The sequence below is a fragment of the Streptomyces soli genome, assembly GCF_003999195.1.
Classification (GTDB): Bacteria; Actinomycetota; Actinomycetes; order Streptomycetales; family Streptomycetaceae; genus Actinacidiphila; species Actinacidiphila soli.
The window spans coordinates 25,446-46,618 of sequence record NZ_RJVR01000106.1; the positions used below are offsets into that span (position 1 = coordinate 25,446).

The window sequence follows — 21,173 nt, forward strand, 5'->3', positions numbered from 1 at the left end:
GTCTTCGGCGAACCCGTACGTGGCGACCTGCTCGCGGTGAAGGGCTTGGGTGAGGTGGCGTGCCTCAGGATGGCTGTAGGGCACGGCGGTCAGCGACGGCGGGGCAGCTGGGCTGGGTGGAGCGGTGCTGAGGTACGTCACGGAGCCGATACCGCGATGGGTGCAGATCTTTTGAGGGTGTCTGGCACGAGCGTGACCTGCGGGTTCTTGATTCACCACGGCTACGCCGCGTCAGTGACGCCCGGCCATACGGAGCCGTCGCGGCTGAACGGGTGGGCGCGATCCAGTAGGTGATGCGCTGGGCGTTGCCGTGCTAGTGGGGCTCGTCATCGAGCGCATCACGGCGCTGCAGAGCGCCGCGCTCGGCGCCACCGTTCCCGTCGCACCTCTCGCCCAGGCGTGATCCCGCAGTTTAGCCCGAGCCGCTAGCACGCTAGCCTGTGCTCAGCGGTCCGAACAGGGCCCGCGCAGACGGCCAGAGCGGCCCTACCCCCTGCGGGGTAGGGCCTCTCTGCATCGCAAGGGCGATGCGCTGGAGACACTTTCCCGCCCGGCGCTGACCTGGCGGCCCGTCCGGCTGGGGCCCAAGGTGCCCGTCGGCGGGGCTTTCCTGGGGCCAATGTGGGGCCGGAAGGACAGGGAAGCCCCGTGAACGACCATGGAGCCCCGGGAGGGGTGCATGCCTGCTGACCTGCTAGAACGAGGAAAGCTGGGACGGGCAGCTAAGCCCAGGGGAACGCTCTGGCGAGCTCGGTCGGGGGCGCGGAGCCCCCACCAGCCCAGCCGGCGGACAAACCGCCGCTGGGCTGGTGGGGTGGGTCGGCATCAGTCGGTGGTGAAGTAGTGGCCGTCTTCGAGGTCGGCGATCAGGCCGGGGTGGACCGGCTCCCAGTCCAGCAACTGCCTGGTGTCCGCGTTGGACATCGTGATGTCGAGCGTGATGAACGGGAAGGCCTTGAAGTGGTCCGAGGCCTGCTCGGCCGGGATGCTCACGGCCGGGACGTTCAGGTGGCGGCCGATGGTCTCGGCGATCTCGCGCACCGTGATGCCCTCTTCGGTCGCGGCGTACAGCTGCGATCCGGCCGGGGCCTTCTCCCGGCCACCCGAAGGGGCCCCGGCCCCTTTCGTGTCCCAGGAAGGTCCGATTTGACAGCCCGCAACCCTTTCGCGCAATCGTTCGAATCCTGTAGGTCCGCTGTGCTACATTGCCGCCTCGTCTGGGGGCTGTTCGGCGTCGATCCCTGTGTGTCCGCGTCGAACAGCCTCTCTCCCTATGCCTTTTGGAGGTGCTGCGTGGCCGCACGCCACAAGTCGAACCGAAGAGGATCGCTCGTACGCGGTGGACTCGCCGCTGCGGTGGCCCTGGCGGCCGCCGGCGGAACCCTGCCCCTCCTCGTATCGGACGCCTACGCCGAGCCCGCCCCGCTGACGATCCCGGCCCCCGACCGCTTCAAGCCGGTCGCCAACCCGCTGTACGGGGCGGGGCCCGACGGCGTCGTGGAGCGCACGGAGGTCAAGGACCATAGCGCGCTCGGCTACTACCGCTGGACCCCGGACGGCGGTACCCCGGTCGACCTGCCCGCCTCGTCCCCGTACGACGACGTCAACACGATCGACGGAGGCGGAGGGAGCCACGTCTCCGTCACCAGCGGGGACGTCGTCGCGATCTACGACTTCCCGAACCAGGTGCAGCTGAAGGACATGAAGTCCGGCACCACCACCAAGTACACGCTGCCGGACCACCACCTCTACCGGGGCGTCTTCGGCTCCGCCGTGCTCACCGCCACCCAGGACGCGAACGGCGACTGGAACGTCCTGCATGTGCTGCGCATGGCGGACGGGCAGCTTACCGACACCCCCGTCACCGGTCTGAACGGCTGGGTCGCGGAAGACGGCATGACGCTCGGCGGCGACGACCGCACGGTGGCGATCTGGTACGCGCACCCCGACGGCACCCGCGGCGTCGGCCTGCTGGACCTGGCGACGGCCAAGGTCACCCCGGTGTTTCCGGGCGCGACCGGCGCGAACGCCCAGGTCGTGTTTTCGGACGCGTACGTCGCCTGGTACTCGCCGGAGGGCGGCAACACCACAGCCCGCGTGCTGCCCCGCGCCACCCCGGAGGCGGCCGACACCAAGATCGAACTCGGTTCGGGCGGCGAGGGCACCCCGCAGATCGGGCTCGTCGGCGACTGGCTGCTGACCACGCGCCAGATCGAGCAGGCCGCGGGCGACTTCCTCGTCCGCGAGGGCGCCCCGCTCACCGCCCTGCCGATCGCCGGCGGCGAGCCCAAGACCCTGCTGGCGCACGCCGGCTGGCGTATGGCGCAGGTCCCGGGCGGCGGCGTGGCCGTCACCGGCGGCGCCTCGGCCCGGGACTGGGCCGTGCGCCGGGTCTTCATCAGCGACGACGGGGCGCCCGCGCTGCGGACGGTGCGCGAGGTGGCGCCCAAGGAGGGCAAGCTCACACAGCTGTCGCTCACGGCCGGGCACCTGGTCACGGCCGAGTCCGACACCACGTACCTGCCGGCGCTCTTCCAGCGGAACATCACCCTCGGCGCCGCCCCGTCGGCGGGCGAGCGGTCCCTGCTCGCGCGCCCGGACGCGCAGACGACCGGCGAGACGGCACAGCGCATCTACGACTCCCGTCAGCCGGTCGGCACCGGAGACGGCCGCACGGTCGTCGCCACCACCGACGCGGACGGCACCCAGGAACTAGTCGTGCTGGCAGCGGACGGCACCAAGACGGTCGTACCCGCCGTGGACCCGCAGACCGGCGAGAAGATGCCGACGGGCTCCGACCACTACTCGACCGTGCGCTCGGCCTCCGGCCGCTATGTGGTGTTCGGCGACAGCGGGCGCGGTCTGGAGGACCGGCAGTACGTCGTCGACCTGGACGCGTCCGGCGGGCCGAAGGTGGTCCGGATCCGCCAGGGCCAGGGCGGGCTCGCAGTATGGGGAACCAAGCTGTGGATGCCCGGTGACACGGAAGGCACGCTCCAGGCAGTCGACCTGAAGACCGGCGCGGTGACGGAAACGGAGCCGATCACCGACAACGGCTGTCTGCCGCAGCAGATGCAGGCCGTGGGGCCATGGGTGTACTGGGACTGCTACCCCTCGGGGTCCATCAGCGACGGTCACGGCGTCTACAACACGCAGACCCAGCAGTGGTCGTGGGCCCCGCGCGGCACCCTCGGCGACGGCTACGTGGTGGCGTACGACTACGACCGCGGCCAGCTCAACCTCACCCCGATCGGGGACGTGCCGCACACCGTCGAGGCGTTCACCTCCCAGTACAACGGCCCGCTCGTGGAGGCCGACCGCTTCGGCAGCGCGATCGCGTACGCGAAGGAGAACAGCGCCCAGATCACCGTGCTCGACTCGGGCGTCGCCACCTCCCCTGTGGCCGAGATCGAGTCGCGGGTCGAACAGTCCGTGAACCTCGCATCGGCGACCGACGCCGTGTGGGGTGCCGACTGGCAGCTGTCCAAGCCGGTCACCGGCGCCCAGGTGACGATCCGGAACAAGGCCGGGCACACGATGTTCACCGGGTCGGCCAAGGAGTACGCCGCCGCCGTCGCCTTCTCGTGGGACGGCCGGACCCGCGACGGCCAGTACGTCGACGACGGCACCTACACCTGGGAGCTCACCGGCACGCCCGCGGACGGCAGCGGCGCCGCCCTGAAGGCCACGGGCACGGTCGAGCTCACCAGGTATACGAAGCCTGCCAGCTGAGGCACGGGCATCTCTCAGCCGGGCGGCACTTGCGTACGGCTTGTGGAGTTGGTGTCGCACGCGTCCCTCGACAAGCAGCGAAAGGCACTGCGGAAGCTGGGGGCACTCTTTCCTAAGACCCCCCGTTGGCGCACGGGTTGCTTACTCGGCGAGAACAGCCCCTCCGGAAGATCCCGGAGGGGCTGTGTGCCCTGGTAGGCCGGTCGTGGCTGGGGCTCGGACCCTGCCTTCCTGGCGCCGAGCACCTGGCACGGAGGGTGGACGTCCGGTGCGCTTGCGGTCAACCAGGCCGGGCATGCCTGGCTCGGCGAAGCGTTTCCGCCAGGTGCGCACAGTGTCCACGTGCAGCCGACCCGCGCGTTCGACAGCCCGCGGGCCGCGTGGAGCACGATCTGCGTGCGCACCCGAGGCGTCGCCTGCTCGCTCGGCACACCATCCGGCCCGAGCAGCGGCCCGACCTTCGTCGCGATCACCAGGTCGTCACGGTAGAGGGTCAATGCCGTACGGATCAGCTCGTTGGCCCGCGCCGCTCCCCTGTCGTAGAAACCAGCCGGCCGACTTCCCTGCGCGCGCCGCACCTGGGATCGGTCGCCCGCCGTATGCCCAATCCCCAACCGTCTCGCGGTCAACAAGACTCCTCTGGAGGGGAATTCGCGATCGCCCAGCACGTTGCCGAGCGGGACCCGGCCGTCTGCCGACATCGGTTAACCCCCGCCGTTTGCGGTGGGCTACAGAGTCCTTTACCGGCGCCGCGGATTACGTCGCCGAGTCCGGAGAGTCCGGGGCGATGCCCTGGAAGAGGTTGGCGATCAGCTGATCGACGAACTCCGTGGTCAGCGGTTTCGCGGGCAGCAGCAGTCGGTGGTAGACGGCGCCCCAGAGTTGGTCGACGATCGTCTCCAGGTCGACTTCCACGCGGATCTGGCCGGCCTGCTGCGCGCGCGTGAGGCGTTCGACGGCGAGGGCGCGGCGCTGTGCGACGTAGTGCGTCGAGAGCGCCTGCGCCAGGTCGGCGTCGCCTTGAGCGGCTCCGATGATCCCGGCGATGACGGAGCCGTTGCGGTTCAGAAGGTTGACGAACACGCGCAACTGCGTGGCCAGGTCGCGCTGGACGTCGCCCGTGTCGGGGAAGGCGAGGGACTCCTGGAAGGCGTTGAAGTAGGCGTCGAAGGCCAGGGCTCCGGGAGAGGGCCACCACTTGTAGAGGGTCATCTTGCTGACGCCCGCGCGGGCGGCGACCTTGGAGAAGGACAAGGCGTGGACTCCCTCGGCGAGCAGTAGTTCGGCTGCCGCGGTCAGCGTCGCGTGGCGGACGTCCTCCGCCCGGCGGCGTCCGCGCCCCGGCTTGAGCGGGCCGGGCTTCTCGGCGTCTGCTTGCTCCACCTGTCTCCTCCTCGTCCGGCGCGACCGGCCTGATCGACGCGGCGTCCAGCAATTATATGGACCCACTAGCCACATATATATGGACTATCAGTCCATGTAGAGTTAGTGTACTCATCGTCCACAAAGACGAGAGGAGGTCACTGTGACCACCATCGAGCAGTCCGCCGCCCGTGTAGCGATCGTGACCGGGGGTTCGGGCGGGATCGGCAGCGCGGTCGCGCACGCACTGGCCGCCGACGGCATGTCCGTGGTCGTGCACTACTCCGGCAGCGCCGAGCGCGCCGAGAAGGTCGTCGCCTCGATCCAAGAGGCGGGCGGCGCGGCCGTTGCCGTATCCGGCGACGTCGCGGAGGAGGCTGCGATGACGGCCCTGTTCGACGCCGTCGAGGAGCGCTTCGGCGGGGTGGACGTGGTGGTGAACACCGCCGGGATCATGCTGCTGGCCCCGCTGGCAGAGATGCACCTCGACGCCTTCGACCAGATGCACCGGGTCAACGTGCGCGGCACGTTCGTCGTCTCCCAGCTCGCGGCCCGGCGGCTGCGCCCCGGCGGCGCGCTGGTCAACTTCTCCACGTCCATCACCCGGCTCCAGCAGCCGACCTATGCCGCCTACGCGGCGAGCAAGGGCGCGGTCGAGGCGATGACCCTGATCCTCGCCCGCGAACTGCGCGGCCGGGACGTCACCGTCAACGCCGTGGCCCCCGGGCCGACCGCGACCCCGCTCTTCCTGGACGGCAAGAGCCCCGAGCTGGTCGAGCGGATCGCCGCTGCCTCCCCGCTGGAGCGGCTCGGCACGCCCGAGGACATCGCGAGCGCCGTCGCCTTCCTGGCCGGTCACGGCGGCCGGTGGGTCAACGGCCAGGTCCTGTTCGCCAACGGCGGCGTCGCCTGACCGCCCGGCTCCCGTCCGCCCGCAACCGACAAGAACACGCACCGCACGACAGGAGCGATCCCCCATGTCCACTGTTCTCATCACCGGCGCCGCCACCGGCATCGGCAACCTCACCGCCAAGGCGCTTGCCCAGGCCGGGCACCGCGTCTACGCGACGATGCGCACCCCCGAGGGCCGCAATGCCCCTCGGGCCCAGGAACTGCGCGACTTCGCCGCCGCGGAAGGTGCCGACATCCGCGTCGTCGAACTCGACGTCGCCTCCCAGGTGTCAGCGGACGACGCCGTCCACGCGGTGGTCGCCGACTGCGGCGAGCTCGACGTGGTCATCCACAACGCCGGCCACCTGCTGGTCGGCTACGTGGAGGCGTTCACCGCCGAGGAGATCGCCCACCTCATCGACGTGAACACCCTGGGCGTCCAGCGACTCAACCGCGCCGCCCTGCCGCACCTGCGCGAACGCGGCCGCGGCACCCTGCTCTACGTCGGCAGCACCATCCCGGTCACCACCCCGCCCTTCCTCGGCCCCTACGTCGTCTCCAAGGCCGCGATGGACTCGCTGGCCCTGGTCACCTCCTACGAGGTCTCCCAGCTCGGCATCGAGACCGTGATCGTCATGCCCGGCGCCTTCCCCCAGGGCACCGACCACTTCCCCAAGGCCGGCCGCGCCGCCGACACAGCCGTCGCCGAGGCGTACAAGGTCCTGGACCCGCTGGTCGCCCGCAACGAGGAGGCCACCGCAAGCCTGTTCACCCCCGGTACCGAGGCCGACCCCGTCGTCGTCGCCGAGGAGATCGCCCGTCTCCTCGCCCTCCCGTACGGCGAGCGGCCCTTCCGCAGCGTCGTCGACCTCACCAACTCCAAGGTCGAACAGGCCAACACCGCCGTCACCGAGGCCCGCACCGACTTCGTCCGCCGCATGGGCTTCGGCGAAGTCCTCGAACTGCGCCACGCCTGACACCCCTGCCCTTGCGAACTTGTTGAGAAAGCGAGACCACCATGGCTGAGTCCCAGCTCGGCGCGATCACCGACCTGCTGCGCGCCTCCCCGCTCGACATGGGCGGCGACCCGCACACGATGCGCACCGTCTTCGACGAAATGATCGGCTCCCACCCCGTCCCCGAGGACGTACGCACCATAACCGTCGAGCTCGGCGGCGTGAGCGCCATCGCGGTCACGGCGGGCGGCGGCGAGGCGTCGGGAGCGGTGCTGTACTTCCACGGCGGCGGCTATGCCCTCGGATCCGCCGCGGCCAGCGTCAACCTGGCCGCCGACGTCGCCCGCCGCTCCAGTACCACCGTCTACACCGTGGACTACCGCCTCGCGCCGGAGAACCCGTTCCCGGCTGCGGTCGACGACGCCCTCGCGGTCTACCGCGGGCTGCTCGACCGCGGCATCCCTGCGGAGGCAATCACCGTCAGCGGCGAGTCCGCCGGCGGCGGACTCGCCCTGGCCCTCCTGATCGCGATCAAGGACGCCGGCCTCCCCCAGCCGGCGGCGGCCGCCGTCCTCTCCCCATGGGCGGACCTCACCCAGTCCGGCCGCAGCTACGAGACCAAGGCCGCCGTCGACCCGGCCCTCACCCGGCAGGCGCTGTCCACCCGCGCCGACGACTACCTCGCGGGCGCGGACCCCCGCTCCCCCCTCGCCAGCCCCCTGTTCGCCGACCTTCGCGGACTGCCCCCGCTGCTCATCCAGGCCGGAACCTACGAGATCCTCCTCGACGACGCCGTCCGGCTGGCCGCAAAGGCCGCCGACGACAACGTGGCGGCCACCTTGCAGACGTTCCCAGGTGCCCCCCACGTCTTCCAGGGGTTCTCCGCCGTCCTCGCCGAGGGCGGCCGGGCCCTGGACCAGGTCGGAGCCTTCATTCGCACCCACCTCGACCGGCAGGCCGCCTAACTAACGGACGGGCGGCACACGGGGGAGGCCGTCGCGTCCACCGACGGCCTCCCCCGTCCCGCCCGACAACGGCCACCGCACAAGGCAGAGAAAACAAGGAGCGAACCATGTGCGTGTGAGGGCTTTTCGACCTACGCATTCCGATGCGTAGGTTGATGGTTCACTCTGTGGAGTTGCTTGTGGCGCCGCTGGGCGTAAGTGCCCCTTGAGCTGGGCTTTCTTCGTGGCGGCTCGGCTGTCGAGGTGCGGCGGGTGGGCTGTCGGCAGGCCAGGGGAGCGCATTGGTATTGACGCTCCATCAGTTATCGGTGTGGTGGTGGCCCGGTAGTGGGTGGTTCTGGCTGCGTCGGATGCCGTCTGCGTGGCGCGAACCAGCCCGGTACGTGCCAGGGCATCGCGTGTGGTCGGTGTGTATGTGGGTTCGCCGTGGGTGCCTGGCTCAGTTGTCGACCTCAGCCAAGAGCCGTGATCTCTGAGCGTCGGTCATGCCGTCTCTCCATATGCCGCACGGGCTCAAGATGAGACGTTGACCGCCGGCCTCCTCTCGTCCTGATGGGTCGAGGGCCCAAGTGCAGTGCTGGTTGATCCGCATGTGGGTGGTGCAGGCGACCGCCAGGAGGTAGCCGCCCCCGCGTGCCTCCGGGGCGGGGCGATGCTGCGGGTCCTGTACGGCTGACCAGGAAGGTAGCGAACTGCGAGTGGGTTGGCTGGCCGGTCCGAGCAGGCCAGTCCGCCGCCCAACGAGGAGACCCGCCGTATCCTGGCCAGCGACGTACGCGCCGCCGTTTTCGAACACGCTGACCGGATTCTCGCCGACCCGGCTGGCCCGCCCTCGCCGACGCCGGAGCGGGCGGCCACAAGCCCCACCAGCTCCTCAAAGAAGCAGCCGCTCAGCGCGAACTGGCCACCACCCGCCAACCCGCCCGCGTCCTGATCACCCGCACCCAGCACACCAGTCGCAACCCCATCCCCAACCGCCGCGCCGAAGCCGGCGACCAGCGGACAGCGCTCGCGCAGGGGCATACTGGGTGCGTGGAGTCTCGGGTGCGGTATGCGGAGATCCGGCCCTACACGGTTCCGGAGGAGCTGGCCGGTCCGGCGGCCGGGGTGGTTGTTCTGCCGACCGTGCTGGACTGGACGCCGAAGCGCGTCTACGACCTGTCGGACGACGTCGACCTGCGGATGCTCTATGAGACGGTCATTCGTGAGGCCATGCATGTGGAGGAGCTGCGGAAGTTCCTGGACCCGGTGCTGCTCTCGGCCGTGTGGCAGAGGCTGTGGCTTCCGCCGCGCGTGCGGTTGATGTGGGAAGGGCGATTCCCGCAACTGGCCCGCAGGGCTGCGTAGTATCCACCCGTATGGATCCCTTTCACGCCCGACTCGCCCGTATCGGTCTTGGAGCCGCCGCAGGGTACGGCTTCGTCCTGGCCGGCGGGTACGCGGTTCAGGCGCACGGGTTCCTGGAACGGCTGTCGGATGACGTCGACCTATTCACGGACATCGCTGACCCGGTTGCTTTCTCCGAGGCCGTTGATGCGGTGGCTGCGGCCTACCGGAGGGCAGACTTGACCGTTGAGGTGGAGAAGTCCGGTGGGGTGTTCGCCCGGTTCGCGGTTGCTGATGAACAGGGGCACATGGCGAAGGTGGAGCTCGGGTGCGACTGGCGGGCTCGCCCGCCTGCCGTGTTGGAGATCGGTCCGGTGCTGCACCCCGATGACGCGGTGGCCAACAAGGTGACCACGCTGTTCGGACGGGCCGCACCCCGGGATTACCTCGACGTGAATGCGGCGCTCGCCTCCGGGCGGTACTCGGGTGGGCGGCTTCTGCAGTTGGCGTCGGAGCACGACGCCGGGTTCGAAGTCGCTTGTAGAGGTCCTACAGTGACCTCCGTTTGTCTCTCCGTCTGGTTGACGGCATCGTCGGGAGCCCAGCTCCGGTCTCGCTGGTGGGCTGGCGACAACCCCTCCGGTGGACAGCCGGTGGACAGACGCCTTTGGACGGTGCATCACGGGGTGGTACGGCCCAACCTGCCGAACGTGCTCTGATCAGGCAAAATGTCACCACGTAGCATGGCGAGGCACCACGCAACATGATCCCTCACGGTCTCGTAATGCGTAGGTCTCGGGTTCGAATCCCGAAGGCGGCTCCATGGTGCACCCCAGGTCATGCCTTTGACCTGGGGTTTCTTGTTTCTGTTGACCTTGGAATCTGCGCGAATCGGGCACTGGCGATCTCCGCATCGTAATGCGTAGGTCCGAGGTCGACGCTGAGTGGCTGATCTCACGCCCCACGCCTCTGAGCTGGCCTTTTGTTCCAAAGAGCAGGTCCGCTCGGGTCTAGTCGGCGTGAGGTGGTGGCCGTCCGGTGGCCGAGCGTGCAGCGAGCGTGCAAATGGGTCTCGGTGAGCCTTGCGGGTTGAGCGGTGTGATGGGGGCCGGGGTTGTGGCAACCCAACAATCCCGTGAGCTCAGCTGGCCGTCGTTGGCACCGCTGTGCCAACGACGGCCGACGACATCGACCGACCGATGAGCGGACGATCGTGGACCTGGCTGGGCGGGGCATGGAGCTGTTGATGGCGCTGGGCGGCTACCGCTGTCTACGGGCGCACGATCCGCTGCCCGCGCAGTGCCAGTACGAGGGGATGCTCAGACCGAAAAGCCGTGGGGGTGGAAGGCGTTTCGCGTATGAACAGCGAACGCCATGGTCAGCGTGTGTTATCAGTTGCTGCGGGGGCGCTTCGCCGATGGCTGAGCACCGTGGCGATCGGGAGGGCTGCTGCCAGGCCGCTGAGCAGGACGGCGGCGAGCGCGCCCAGGACGGCGGGCTGGTCGCCGAAGGCGATGCCGATCGCGGCCAGGGCGGGCCCCGCGTTGCGTACTGCGGCGACGCCGCCCATGGTGGTGCGGCGCACCGGCGGACCTGTGGCCAGCAGTGTGCCGACGGCGAAGGCGGCGGCTGCGAGCAGGAAGCCGGCGAGGAGGGTGAGTGAGCCGAGGAGTGCCACGACGTCACTCCAGTTGCCGATCAGCATGCCCGCCAGCACGATCAGGAATGTCACGTTCGAGACCGCGGCCGCCGTGGGGTGCCACGACCGTGCGGTGGGCGTGGCGTAGCGGCGCAGCAGCAGGCCCATGGCGAACGGTACGAGCTGCAGGAGGGCCACGGTCCGCACCAGCGCCACGACATCGAGGGAGACCCCCTGGCCGACCTTGGCGGCGGTGAGGATGCCGTTGACCGTCGGGGCGAAGGTGAGGCTGCCGACGGTGGCGAGCAACACCTGCGTCGCCGCGCCCGTGACGACGTCGCCGTTCTGCACCATGGCCAGCTTCGCCCCGAAGGGCCCGCCTGGGGATGAGGCGACGAGGACGAGCGCGATGAACGCTGCTGAGGGGAGGCTGAACAGTGCACCGATGCCCCAGCCGAGCAGCGGGACGACCACCATGTTGGCGAGCAGTGCCAGCAACAGCAGCGGGGCGTTGGTGAAGATGCCGCGCAGTGCCGCGATGGTGGCCCCCAGGCCGGCGGCGAACATGGTGGCCGCGATGAAGATCACTGTGACGGCGTTGAACAGCATGTGCAGGGTGTCCATAAGACATTCCCCTCCGCGGCAGAGCGCGCGTCGCCGCCCTGTCAGTCCTGGAGATCGCCGAGCCAGCGCAGGGCGCTCAAGCCCGGCAGGAAGCAGTACTCGCCGCCGCGGGTGGTGACGAAGCGCGGCAGAGGGGTAAGGCGCCGTCGCAGCGGCCGCCGGGGAACGGTGAAGCCGGTGTCGCCGTCGTGGGATCCGGTGACGGGGTCTTTGGTGTTGCCTGCGCCGAAGAAGACGCCGTCGTTCATCCATTCCGACTGGACGAACTCGAACTGCCGCCCGAGGTGGGCTCCGATGAACGCGAACATCAGGCCGCGGTCGGCCCCGTCGTCCTCCAGGACTCCCTTGAGCAGCGGCGGACCGTAGACGGCGCCGCGTCTGATCATGCGGTGCAGTCGCACTTCTCCCGCCACCGAGGCGTCGCGGGGGTTGGCCCGGCGGATGTGGCAGCCCCCGGGCGTGATGAATCCCGCAGGGTCGTCTCGCTCGTACAGGAAGGTGTTGCGGCGGTGCGGGTCCGCACCGAGAGCGGGATCGTCGTGCTGCGGACTGAGCGCCAGGGGAGCTCCGCTGCGCCAGCGTCCCATGATCTTGGCCGCGAGCAGTTCCTCGTCTTCGGGACCAGTGGAGTTGTCGCGCAGATAGCGTCGGAACGCGGCGACATTCTGGTGGAGTTTACGGAAGACCGCGTAGCTGCCGTTGCGTCCCAGCACCTCCGGCTGCGGGGTCTGGATACCGCCGATCTCGTCGCGATAGCCGAGCACGAACTCCCCGGCCTTCAACGGCACCTCCAGCTGGTTCGACCCGGCGATGCCGCTCCCTTCGACGGCCGGATGGCTGACGCCGTCGCGATAGCCGAAATGCTCGGTCTCGGTGGGCAGTGCGTGACAGTCCTGCCGCCAGATCGCGGTCACACCGCGAAGGCGGTCGTACGCGGGGCGGGCCCGATCGAGGGCCGCCTCCAACCACGGGGTATCGGGCGCGACCGCCGCGACCACCACATGGACATCCGACGTGCCCAGCGGCGCTTCCCAGTTCTCAGGGCTGCTCTCGCCGACATCGCTCAGCGCTTTGGCCCGGGCGGCCATCCCCTGCCGGAACTCCCATGCGAACGTGTCCAGTGACGCGTGCGGCACCCCCAGCGCCTCCAGACCGTGGCAGGTGACCGCGACACTGACCCAGGTGTCACCCAGGGGGCTGATCGAGTCGGCGGCAGAGGTCACCACCGAACTCGCGCGCCGCATCAACTCCCGCCCGTCTGCCCGGTCATCGACGCGGAACACAAGGTACGTCGCCGCGTAGGGAGTCGGCCGGGGGCTGAGAACCCCGCGCTGAATATCGTCGAGTTCCAGCGTGACTTGCGTAGGTCCGCTCACGGTTGGCCTCCCTGCGGCGCTACTTCGCGACGAGGTTCCGCCAGAAATTCCGCAGGCTCTCGTCGCCTCCGAACAGCGAACTGAAGATCGTGGAGTCCGCCAGCAGCACATCGCCGGCCCGCTCACCGCTCGGAGGCATCCACAGGAACATGTTGAACTCGGTGTTGCCGGCCTCGGTGAACGGATGCGGCCTGGAGGTGTCGATCGGCTGCCTGGCCAGCACGTGGATGACATCCGGCTCGTCGGTCGTCACGGCGTAGTGCGGAAGGTGCATATGGAGGTTGAAGTTCGTCACCCCTTCCAACCACCCTTTCGCGTCCAGGTCCGCGACCGTGGACAGCGGGGCGATCTTGTTGTTCTCCCGCACCGCGGGGCGCAGTCCGTAGCGGTTCTCGACCGGCACCCCGAGGCCTTGCATCAAGCCCCGGACGTACGTGGCGAACCGCTGCCGGCGGGGGACCAAGGGATCGCCGTGATGGTGGTACTCCACGTCCCGCACGGCCAGATCGTCCGATGCCCCGACGTCATGGTGAGGCCCCAGGACCAGACAGGCGTCCTCTCGGCCGAGGAAAGCCCGCAGTGCCTCAACCTCCTCAGGCTGGGCCTCCTGCCCGGTGACCATGTGGTCCAACCCGAACACGAACAGGGTGTCGGTGTCGGCCAGTACGCGCTCGTCGAGCGGGGTACGGAAACCGGCCTGGTCGATGCGCTGATACACCGGGACAGGGTGCCCGGTGACCTCCTCGACGAACTGCTGGAACGGCACCCAGGCCCAGAAGAACAACTCCATTGATCCAGCGATGCCTTGCTGGAACTGCAACGGGTCCGACCACTTCGGGTCCTCGTAGGCAGGCCACGCCACCCGCCGGACCTCCGTCATCGTGGAGAACCGGTTGTCCAGCTCAGCCGGATTTCTGCCCGCCTCGGCGGGATAGCTCCACGAGACGTAGATGCTCACCCGTCGTCGACCAGGGGTGTATTCGCGCGGGACGTGGTTCTGGTTGTAGGTGCGCGCGGTCCTGGCCTCGCTCATCTCGTCTCCGATCCGCAGTGGGACAAGCGCGCGACAGCCCGCTCTCACTGCAGCTGGTCGAGCATCTCCGACAGGGCACCTTTGATCCGCAGAGCTTTCTTGATCTCATCAGCGGTCACGTACGGGTACTCCCCGTACTCGATGAAGCTCGGACAGTGGTGTTCACGCACAAACCTGACGAACGCGTCAGGGTTGGTCCGCCAGTCCTCCGGGAACCCTTCGAGGTTCTCGAAGGCCGTGTTCACCCCCGCCTTGCTGAAAAGCGCGATGGCGTCCTCGGTGTACTTGTCGAAGTCCGTGTCGAAGATCCCCTGATACATGAAGCGCGTATCGTCGTCGAAGAGCACCCAACGCAGGTAGTGCAACTTCAGCGGCGCGAGAAGATAGGGGTTCTCCTCCAAAGCTTTGGCCAGCGTGTGGCCATACTCACGCATCGCGTCAGCCCGGCCCGGCTTGACCTTCGCGACGATGGTGAACCCATAACACGCCGGCGTCTTCGGAAAAACCGGGCCGTACTTCCCCAGCTCGAACTGGTCGGCATCCTTGGGGATGACGGCCGCCTGCGGCTTGATCTCCATGTCCGCTCCTCCCGCAACCTACCGGCCGGGAACAATCCTCGTCATCGTCCCACGCAGCACGTCCCTCTGCCTCTTGACCAGAAATAGAAAGGCCGGTTGGCCGTGGCCCCTTCTCCGGTGGCTCGTTGAGGGTGTTGTGGGGAAAAGGAACGGCCCACCGTGGCTGGTGTCGGATGGCCTATGGCGGCGGATTGAGCCGCTGTTGCCAGCGCGTGCGCCCCGGTCGGCTGCCGCCGCGTCGCCAGCAGCCAGCGGCCCGCGACGCTTGCGCTGAGCCGGGCGGGATCTGCCGGCGCGGCCCCCCGCCACCGTCAACCTGGGTGGCCGCGGGCTCCGTCGGGCCGGATGATCACCGACCTGCCTGCCGGGCCTGCCCGCCGCGGCGAATCATGCGCCCCCATGCGCGAGGTCCGGATGGGTTCTAAAGTTGAGGGGAATCCCACGTGGAAATCCGTTCCTTCCGCCTCACTCCGCCACTCGGGCTCGGAAACGCACGAGGAGGGCATACAACATGTCCACTGCATCTGAAACCCCTGTCCTGGACACCCTCGCCGCCATGACGGTCGACTCGATCGAGCGGTGCGGGCTGACCCCGGACATGCTCATGCTCACGCGTATCGCGGCACTCGCTGCTTCGGATGCTCCGCCGATCTCCTACGTGGCCCATATCGACCCCGCCCTGAAGGCCGGCCTGACCGCCGACCAACTGCAGGACGTCCTGGTCGCCATCGCGCCCATCGTGGGCACAGCCCGCATCATGACGGCAGCGGGCAACATTGCCACGGCACTCGGCATCGCCATCGCCGTCGCCGATGCCGAGATCGAGGCCCAGGGCTGAGAGCAGACGCTCACCCGGCATCGATGATCGGCGCGGCCGATGTCGGAGGAGGCCACGGAGCCGGTACTGGCCGCAGGGCCCTGCGCCGGGCGTCCTGACAGCCGCAGGGCCAGGCAGGAGGCCTTCGATGTCCCAGAACACGACCACGGCGATGCGCGGGGCACACCCCACGCCATGCCCGAGGAACGCGCGGCCCTCGGCAAGGAGGCCCGGCGCCGCTCGCCGCGGTCGGGTCACGCCGCGTACAAGCCGTCTCCTCACGGGCCGGACCCGCTGGTGATCCTGGAGGCGCAGTCCGGGGCACGGGTGCTCGAACTCGTCACGATCCGCTACGGCCGGATGATGGAGTCCCCGTTCCGTTTCTACCGGGGCGCCGCCGCGAGCATGGCGTCCGACCTGGCCCGGCAGCCCGCGCTCGGGACTCACGGCCCAGTTGTGCGGGGACGCGCACATGCTGAACTTCCGTCTGCTTGCCTCACCGGAGAGGAAGTTGATGTTCGACATCAACGACTTCGACGAGACGCTGCCGGGCCCCTGGGAGTGGGACGTCAAGCTGCTGTCGGCGAGTCTCGTCATCGCGGCCCGGGCGAACGGCTCGGGACGAGCAGCGGGGGATCCGCCGCTCCATGCGGCGGAGGAGATCGACTTCGATGTGGATCTGCGGGAGCTCCAGGGACAGGAGCGACTGGATGTGTTCTGCCGTTTCGGGATGGGGCGGCGGCTGAGCAAACCGGTGCTGATGAATCCGGCGAGGTGGATGAACTCGCAAAGCTGTCGGAGATCAAGGCCAGAGGCGACATCTCCGAAGAGGAGTTGCGGCGGGCAAAGGAAAAGATCCTGCACTGACGCGGGAACCGACGAAGGAGGGGTGTCCCATGTGCCGGTGGCTCGCCTATTCGGGAACGCCGATGCTGCTCGATAACATCCTCTACAGACCGGCACACTCCCTGATCGACCAGAGCCTGCACTCCCGGCTGGGCGTCGAGACGACCAACGGCGACGGGTTCGGCGTCGGCTGGTACGCACCGGGCCTCGACACTCCGGCAATCCTCCGGGACACCGGCCCCGCATGGAACAACCGCAATCTGCGGGAGATCTCGGGCCATGTCCGCTCGGGGCTGTTCTTCGCCCATATCCGGGCCTCGACCGGTACGGCAGTGCAGCAGACCAACTGTCATCCGTTCCGCCATGGCCGCTGGATGTGGATGCACAACGGTGCGATCAGCGACTTCCACCGCCTCCGGCGAGATCTGTGCCTGGCGATCGATCCGGCACTGTTCGCCTCCATCGAGGGATCGACCGACTCGGAGGTGATGTTCTTCCTCGCGCTCACCTATGGCCTGGACCAGGACGCGCCGGGAGCCGTGGCACGGATGGCGGGCCTGGTGGAACGGCTGGGCCACGAGAACGGGGTGGAGTTCCCGCTCCAGATGACGGTCGCGGCGACCGATGGTGAACGGCTTTGGGCCTTCCGCTACTCCAGCCAGGGCACTTCGCGCTCGCTGTTCTACAGCAGCCGGGTGGACGCGCTGCGGGCGCTGCACCCGGATACGGCGTTCCTGCAGCGGGTATCCGACGAGACGCGGCTTGTCGTGTCCGAGCCGCTGGGTGATCTGCCGGGCGCCTGGAACGAGGTCCCGGAGAACAGTTACGGCATTGTGCAGCAAGGGCAGGACGAGTTGCGGCCCTTCGCTCCGCAGCCCGTGTAGGGCGCCGGGGCCTGCCCCTGGCCCCGCCCCAGGAGTCACCCTGATCGCCGCAAAAAGAGACGCGGGAGGAGTACGCCTCATACGCGTGGGCTGGGTGCGAGGGCGGCCGACGGGGGCGCTCACCTTGATCCGCTCGATGACGGCGGCGAAGCGAGCATTGTGTCCCGATCACAGGTGACGACCTGCGCAAAGGGCGGCCGGGTATCCGTGGCCGAGCCTCCAGGATGCCGCCGCAGATGACGTGATCGCGATCGAGCGCCCCGGAGAGGTGCCCAGTAGCGTGGGCCGGGGGAGGGCGAGACGAACCGCCGGCAACTGAAGGACAGACTCTCATGCCCTGCCGCGACCCCGATGGTCCCGAGCGGTGCGAGGTACGAGGGTGCCCCACCGTGAGCGACACGCCGCGGAGCCGACGCCGAAGACGGATCGGCACCTGGCCCGCCGTGGGACTCACGGTGGCCGTCCTCGTCGCTGCCAACCTGGTCATGCACCGCTGGAGTGGCCTGTTCGGCCTGGTGACGGCCGTCGTGGTCAGCGTCCTGCTGCTCGGTGTGCTCCGCTGGGCCGGCGGTACCTGGGTGGACGCGGGTCTGGCGCCCGGCACACTGGCCGGCGGTGCCCGTTGGGCGCTGGCCCTGATCGGCCTGGTCGGCGTCGTCTACCTGGCCGGGGCTCTGTTGCCGGCCACCAGCACGCTGTTCGAGGACCGGCGGTACGACGGGATGAAGGGGACCGAGCTGATGATGCGTGTTCTCGTGCTGGTCCCCGTCGGCACGGTGCTGGTGGAGGAGATCGCCTTCCGCGGCGTGCTCTACGGTCTGGTGTGCCGCGCCCGCGGGGCGGTATGGGCGACCGCCGTGTCGAGCCTGCTGTTCGGCCTGTGGCACGTGCTGCCGTCACTGCACCTGGCAACGGCGAAACCCGCTTTGACCACGGTCTTCGGGGACTCCGCGCTCGGTGCTGCCCTGGCGGTTCTGTCGGCGGTGCTGTTCACGGCGGCAGCGGGCGTCGTGTTCTGCGAACTGCGGCGCCGTAGCGGCAGTCTGCTGGCTCCCATGGGCCTGCACTGGGCGGTCAACGCACTCGGCTACCTCGTCGGGTTCCTGCTGCGCTGACCGCGCGACAGCTAAGGCCCTGTGGCCGTGGGCTCAGTTTCCGGCCAGATGATGTCCTTCAGCCGGTCCAGGTCCTGCGCCGTGAATCCGGCGGGCCGCATGACGGCATTCCAGCCGTCGACGTACGCGGCCTTGTACGTGTGGCCGTGGCCGTCCGGTACGTCCGTGGAGAACGGCAGGTCGGCGGTGACCTGCCAGAAGGTCACGAAGGGCATCCAGACCATCGCTTGGAGCACATCTCTGCCGGGCGCCTCGCCGATCCATTCGGGTTTGGAGAGGGCCAGCTGGGGGCTCCACCAGACGATCGGATCGGAAGGGTGCATGAGGTAGAGCACCCTCGTACCGTCCCACGGCTGGTCCGTCGGAGGTATTCCGGTGGCCGGGTCGTCGGTGAACCGGACGGTTCGCCCCTCCTTGTAGACGGGCTTGATTTCGGGACTCCCCGCGTCGCGGTGATCGCTGAACTCGCGGAACAGCGTGTTGAAGTTGGGCGGGCCGACGAGCAGGGTGCCGGCGGTGCGGTTGCGCAGGTCGTACTCCCCGCTGAAGGCCGTCTCACCGCCGAACGATCCCAGGCTCTCACCCGCCACGAACAGCCGCGGACGCTGGTCCTGCGGCAGCTTGGACCAGGTGTCGTAGACCGCGTCGAAGAGTTCGCGGCCGGCCTCGCGCGCCTTGGACTGATCGACGAGATACGACAGCCACGACGGCAGGTACGAGTACTGCATCGCCACGGTGGCCGAGTCGCCGTTGCCGAGGTACTCGAACGAGTCCACAGCGGCGGGGTCGACCCAGCCGCTGCCTGTCGTGGTCATCACGAGCAGGTTCTCGCGCTCGAAGCCGCCTGCCCGTTCGAGGTCCGCGACGGCTCGGGCCGCCCGGGTCTCCGCATCGTCGGAGGTCGCCAGCCCGGCGTAGGCCCGGATGGGCTGCTGCGCCGCGCGGTGGGTGAAGGCGCCGATGTCCCGGGCCGACGGCCCGCTGCCGGTGAAAGCACGGCCTTGCCTGCCCAGCGAGTCCCACGGCACGAGAGAACCGGGCCCGCCCGAGCGCAGGGCAGACGTGGGCTGGTGCACGCCTTCCGGTGTCTGCGTGTCACGCAGCGAGAACGCCTCGTTGGCCGCGTTCACGAAGCCGCCCAGCAGCAGCCCGGTGAACGCGGACCACGCCAGACCCGCCACCAGGAGCCAGCCGACCGCCCGTGCTGCTCGCCTGCCGATCCAGCGCCCGAGCAGGCGGGCGGCCCAACGGTACAGGCTCCGGATCCCCCGCCCGGCCAGCAGCAGGAGGTAGAAGACGAGAGCCGCGACGAACGGGCAGGCGGCTGCGGTGAGGACGTTGTAGTCGGTGACCCCCATGAGAGCGCGGATCTCGTGCTGCCAGTACTGTCCGAGCCCGAACGAGAGGCCGAACAGCACGATCGCGCTGAGGAGCAGGACGAGCCAAGACCTGCGCGATGCGCTCCGCGCGTCCCGGTCGGCGAAAGCGCGCCAGACGTAGGCCACGACCACGGCGAGCCCGTACCCGATGGCAGCGCTGATGCCGCAGATCAGTCCTTGGAGTATGCCTCCGCGGGGAAGCAGCGACGGAGTGAAGGACAGGCACGCCAGGACGAGCGCGCCCCAGCAGCCGGGCAGCGTGACGTGGAGGAGCCGGCGGCGCTTCCCGGAGTCGGGGGACGGCTCTGCGCGGGACGGGGGAGATGGCTCGACGTGCTCGGCCCCCGGCTCCCTCGATGCGTCGCCCCCGCCCCCGGTCTCGGCCGTGTCCGTACCGCCAGGCCGGTCCACCCTGCCGTCCTCCTTGCGTGGTGTCGGCCCTTCCGACGGAGAGACTGGCGGGTCGTGGCTCATGGCTTTCCTCCGGGACAATGCTCCCAAGGCCCGGCTGGTAGTGCCATCCGGGTCACTGCCCCCCAGTCCCCCATGAGCTGACCGCGTTGCATCCCATGCGGCCGATCAGGCGTCCACGGTGGACATGCCGCGCAGGGTGACCGCTCGTTGAGGTGCCCTGAAGTGGATGCCTGCGGACGTTCAGGGAGCCGGCTCGCCCGGTACGCAGTGCTCGAGATTCCTGTCCGGCAGCCGGTGGAGCGGCGGGAGGTTGCCCCGTCGCGGTCAGTGCAGGATCTTCTCCTTGACCCGGCGGAACTCCTCATCGGAGATGTCGCCCTTGGCGCGGATCTCCGAGAGTTGCGCAAGTTCCTCGATCTCGCTGGGCGTTCCTGTACCCCGGGCGGTTTCACGCACATAGGTGTCGAATGCCTGCTGCTTGGCCCGGGCCTGCTCCGTCTCGCGCCTGCCCATGCCCTTGCCGCGGGCGAGGACGTATACGAAGACGCCGAGGAAGGGAAGAACGATCGCGAAGACGAGCCACCCGGCCTTGGCCCAGCCGCTCATGGTGTCGTCACGGAAGATGTCAGTGATGATCCGGAAGAGCAGGAAGATCCACAGGACCCACAGGAAGATCCACATCATGGTCCAGAATGCGCCCAGAAGCGGATAGTCGTACGCCATGTACACGGAACTGTCCATTGCCTTCTCCCATCCATGTGTCCCCCGGCGGTGTCCGAGCGTGCGTGATTCGCGGGGCTGGACGCCTCACCCGGCGTGGGTGAGATTCCGGCGGTCCCGGGTTGGTCAGTCCTCGGTCTCGCCCTGCAGCGGCAGCCCGAACGCCTCCCCGTTGCTGCGGGCAGCCGATACGACACAGGCACTGCCGACGACGGGGGCGATGGCCAGGAGCGTGCCCCGGATCTTCTCCGGCGGCACACCGAGTTCTTTGGGCGCCGATGGTGAGCAGGTAGGAGGCGGGGGCAGCGTCCATGGCCACCGGTGTCGCGATGCGCACTAGGGGTACGTTTCGGGGTTCAGACCCGACCGTTCGAGGGTGTCGTCATCTGGACGATCGTTTCGAAAACGGGGGTGTCGGCCTGCGCGAGTGCTGCGACACCAGCGGCTGCCGACCTCTCCTCGGTCATCTCACGCTCTCCCTTCGTGCGTGCTGTCCTTCCTGCACAGCTCACCCCG

General features: G+C 68.8%; 20 protein-coding genes and 2 pseudogenes. 12 read left to right on the forward strand and 10 right to left on the reverse strand.

The features are described from left to right. Positions 1 to 825 precede the first annotated feature (825 nt). A complete protein-coding gene (locus EFK10_RS08935) occupies positions 826 to 1,041 on the reverse strand; it encodes a Rossmann-fold NAD(P)-binding domain-containing protein (protein ID WP_127355197.1) in 216 nt (71 codons plus the stop codon). Between the two features lie 252 nt (positions 1,042 to 1,293). Between EFK10_RS08935 and EFK10_RS08940 the strand changes: the two genes are divergently transcribed. Beyond that, complete coding sequence (locus tag EFK10_RS08940) at positions 1,294 to 3,732, forward strand: FlgD immunoglobulin-like domain containing protein (protein WP_127355198.1); 2,439 nt, start codon at positions 1,294 to 1,296, stop codon at positions 3,730 to 3,732. 141 nt (positions 3,733 to 3,873) lie between these two features. On the opposite strand, the gene EFK10_RS52585 is transcribed toward EFK10_RS08940, so the two are convergent. After that, entirely contained in the window at positions 3,874 to 4,074 is a 201-nt protein-coding gene (locus EFK10_RS52585; RefSeq protein WP_322973297.1) for a helix-turn-helix domain-containing protein, read from the reverse strand. Here EFK10_RS52585 and EFK10_RS53125 point away from each other — a divergent pair, their 5' ends adjacent. After that, the gene (locus EFK10_RS53125) at positions 4,075 to 4,221 is read left to right on the forward strand and encodes a hypothetical protein (protein WP_206305370.1); all 147 of its coding nucleotides are present in this window, start codon (positions 4,075 to 4,077) and stop codon (positions 4,219 to 4,221) included. A gap of 267 nt (positions 4,222 to 4,488) precedes the next feature. Here EFK10_RS53125 and EFK10_RS08955 read toward each other — a convergent pair whose 3' ends face one another. After that, on the reverse strand, positions 4,489 to 5,115 hold the full coding sequence (locus EFK10_RS08955; protein ID WP_240677089.1) for a TetR/AcrR family transcriptional regulator: 627 nt from the start codon (positions 5,113 to 5,115) through the stop codon (positions 4,489 to 4,491). A gap of 142 nt (positions 5,116 to 5,257) precedes the next feature. Between EFK10_RS08955 and EFK10_RS08960 the strand changes: the two genes are divergently transcribed. The 6 genes and pseudogenes from EFK10_RS08960 (at position 5,258) to EFK10_RS08985 (ending at position 9,951) form a co-directional block, all read left to right on the forward strand. Then, positions 5,258 to 6,007, forward strand: a complete 750-nt coding sequence (locus EFK10_RS08960; protein ID WP_240677090.1) for an SDR family oxidoreductase — start codon at positions 5,258 to 5,260, stop codon at positions 6,005 to 6,007. 64 nt (positions 6,008 to 6,071) lie between these two features. Further along, positions 6,072 to 6,962: an SDR family NAD(P)-dependent oxidoreductase gene (locus EFK10_RS08965; RefSeq protein WP_127355200.1), complete on the forward strand. Its 891-nt coding sequence runs from the start codon at positions 6,072 to 6,074 to the stop codon at positions 6,960 to 6,962. Between the two features lie 41 nt (positions 6,963 to 7,003). After that, positions 7,004 to 7,906, forward strand: coding sequence for an alpha/beta hydrolase (locus EFK10_RS08970; protein ID WP_127355201.1), 903 nt, complete (start codon positions 7,004 to 7,006; stop codon positions 7,904 to 7,906). A gap of 733 nt (positions 7,907 to 8,639) precedes the next feature. Then, a pseudogene (locus tag EFK10_RS49760) lies at positions 8,640 to 8,917 on the forward strand (mobilization protein); the annotation flags it as partial. A gap of 21 nt (positions 8,918 to 8,938) precedes the next feature. After that, positions 8,939 to 9,253, forward strand: a complete 315-nt coding sequence (locus EFK10_RS08980; RefSeq protein ID WP_127355243.1) for a hypothetical protein — start codon at positions 8,939 to 8,941, stop codon at positions 9,251 to 9,253. A gap of 11 nt (positions 9,254 to 9,264) precedes the next feature. Further along, on the forward strand, positions 9,265 to 9,951 hold the full coding sequence (locus EFK10_RS08985; protein ID WP_127355202.1) for a nucleotidyl transferase AbiEii/AbiGii toxin family protein: 687 nt from the start codon (positions 9,265 to 9,267) through the stop codon (positions 9,949 to 9,951). A 659-nt stretch (positions 9,952 to 10,610) separates the two neighbouring features. Here the strand turns inward: EFK10_RS08985 and EFK10_RS08990 are convergent. From EFK10_RS08990 to EFK10_RS09005, 4 genes are read right to left on the reverse strand one after another with little or no spacing between them, the layout of a single operon-like run. After that, positions 10,611 to 11,495 carry a bile acid:sodium symporter gene (locus EFK10_RS08990; RefSeq protein WP_127355203.1) on the reverse strand — a complete coding sequence of 295 codons (885 nt, stop codon included), beginning with the start codon at positions 11,493 to 11,495 and terminating at the stop codon, positions 10,611 to 10,613. 41 nt (positions 11,496 to 11,536) lie between these two features. Further along, the gene (locus tag EFK10_RS08995; RefSeq protein WP_206305371.1) at positions 11,537 to 12,871 is read right to left on the reverse strand and encodes a Dyp-type peroxidase; all 1,335 of its coding nucleotides are present in this window, start codon (positions 12,869 to 12,871) and stop codon (positions 11,537 to 11,539) included. 19 nt (positions 12,872 to 12,890) lie between these two features. After that, complete coding sequence (locus tag EFK10_RS09000) at positions 12,891 to 13,904, reverse strand: hypothetical protein (protein ID WP_127355205.1); 1,014 nt, start codon at positions 13,902 to 13,904, stop codon at positions 12,891 to 12,893. A gap of 44 nt (positions 13,905 to 13,948) precedes the next feature. Beyond that, positions 13,949 to 14,482 carry a hypothetical protein gene (locus tag EFK10_RS09005; protein WP_127355206.1) on the reverse strand — a complete coding sequence of 178 codons (534 nt, stop codon included), beginning with the start codon at positions 14,480 to 14,482 and terminating at the stop codon, positions 13,949 to 13,951. Positions 14,483 to 14,993: 511 nt separating this feature from the next. Here EFK10_RS09005 and EFK10_RS09010 point away from each other — a divergent pair. The 4 genes and pseudogenes from EFK10_RS09010 (at position 14,994) to EFK10_RS09025 (ending at position 18,144) form a co-directional block, all read left to right on the forward strand. Then, positions 14,994 to 15,320 (forward strand): carboxymuconolactone decarboxylase family protein, encoded by a 327-nt coding sequence (locus EFK10_RS09010; protein ID WP_127355207.1) that lies wholly within the window; start codon positions 14,994 to 14,996, stop codon positions 15,318 to 15,320. Positions 15,321 to 15,494: 174 nt separating this feature from the next. After that, positions 15,495 to 16,017: pseudogene (locus EFK10_RS49765) on the forward strand (DUF2252 family protein); the annotation flags it as partial. A 178-nt stretch (positions 16,018 to 16,195) separates the two neighbouring features. Then, complete coding sequence (locus tag EFK10_RS09020; protein ID WP_127355208.1) at positions 16,196 to 17,029, forward strand: class II glutamine amidotransferase; 834 nt, start codon at positions 16,196 to 16,198, stop codon at positions 17,027 to 17,029. Positions 17,030 to 17,418: 389 nt separating this feature from the next. Beyond that, the gene (locus EFK10_RS09025; protein ID WP_240677091.1) at positions 17,419 to 18,144 is read left to right on the forward strand and encodes a CPBP family intramembrane glutamic endopeptidase; all 726 of its coding nucleotides are present in this window, start codon (positions 17,419 to 17,421) and stop codon (positions 18,142 to 18,144) included. An 11-nt stretch (positions 18,145 to 18,155) separates the two neighbouring features. Here EFK10_RS09025 and EFK10_RS09030 read toward each other — a convergent pair whose 3' ends face one another. The 3 genes from EFK10_RS09030 to EFK10_RS51950 all read right to left on the reverse strand — a co-directional run bounded on the left by EFK10_RS09030 (position 18,156) and on the right by EFK10_RS51950 (position 20,915). After that, the gene (locus tag EFK10_RS09030) at positions 18,156 to 19,934 is read right to left on the reverse strand and encodes an alpha/beta hydrolase (protein WP_206305372.1); all 1,779 of its coding nucleotides are present in this window, start codon (positions 19,932 to 19,934) and stop codon (positions 18,156 to 18,158) included. 327 nt (positions 19,935 to 20,261) lie between these two features. Next, positions 20,262 to 20,678 (reverse strand): SHOCT domain-containing protein, encoded by a 417-nt coding sequence (locus EFK10_RS09035; protein ID WP_127355210.1) that lies wholly within the window; start codon positions 20,676 to 20,678, stop codon positions 20,262 to 20,264. 105 nt (positions 20,679 to 20,783) lie between these two features. After that, a complete protein-coding gene (locus tag EFK10_RS51950) occupies positions 20,784 to 20,915 on the reverse strand; it encodes a hypothetical protein (RefSeq protein ID WP_265737484.1) in 132 nt (43 codons plus the stop codon). Positions 20,916 to 21,173 lie beyond the last annotated feature (258 nt).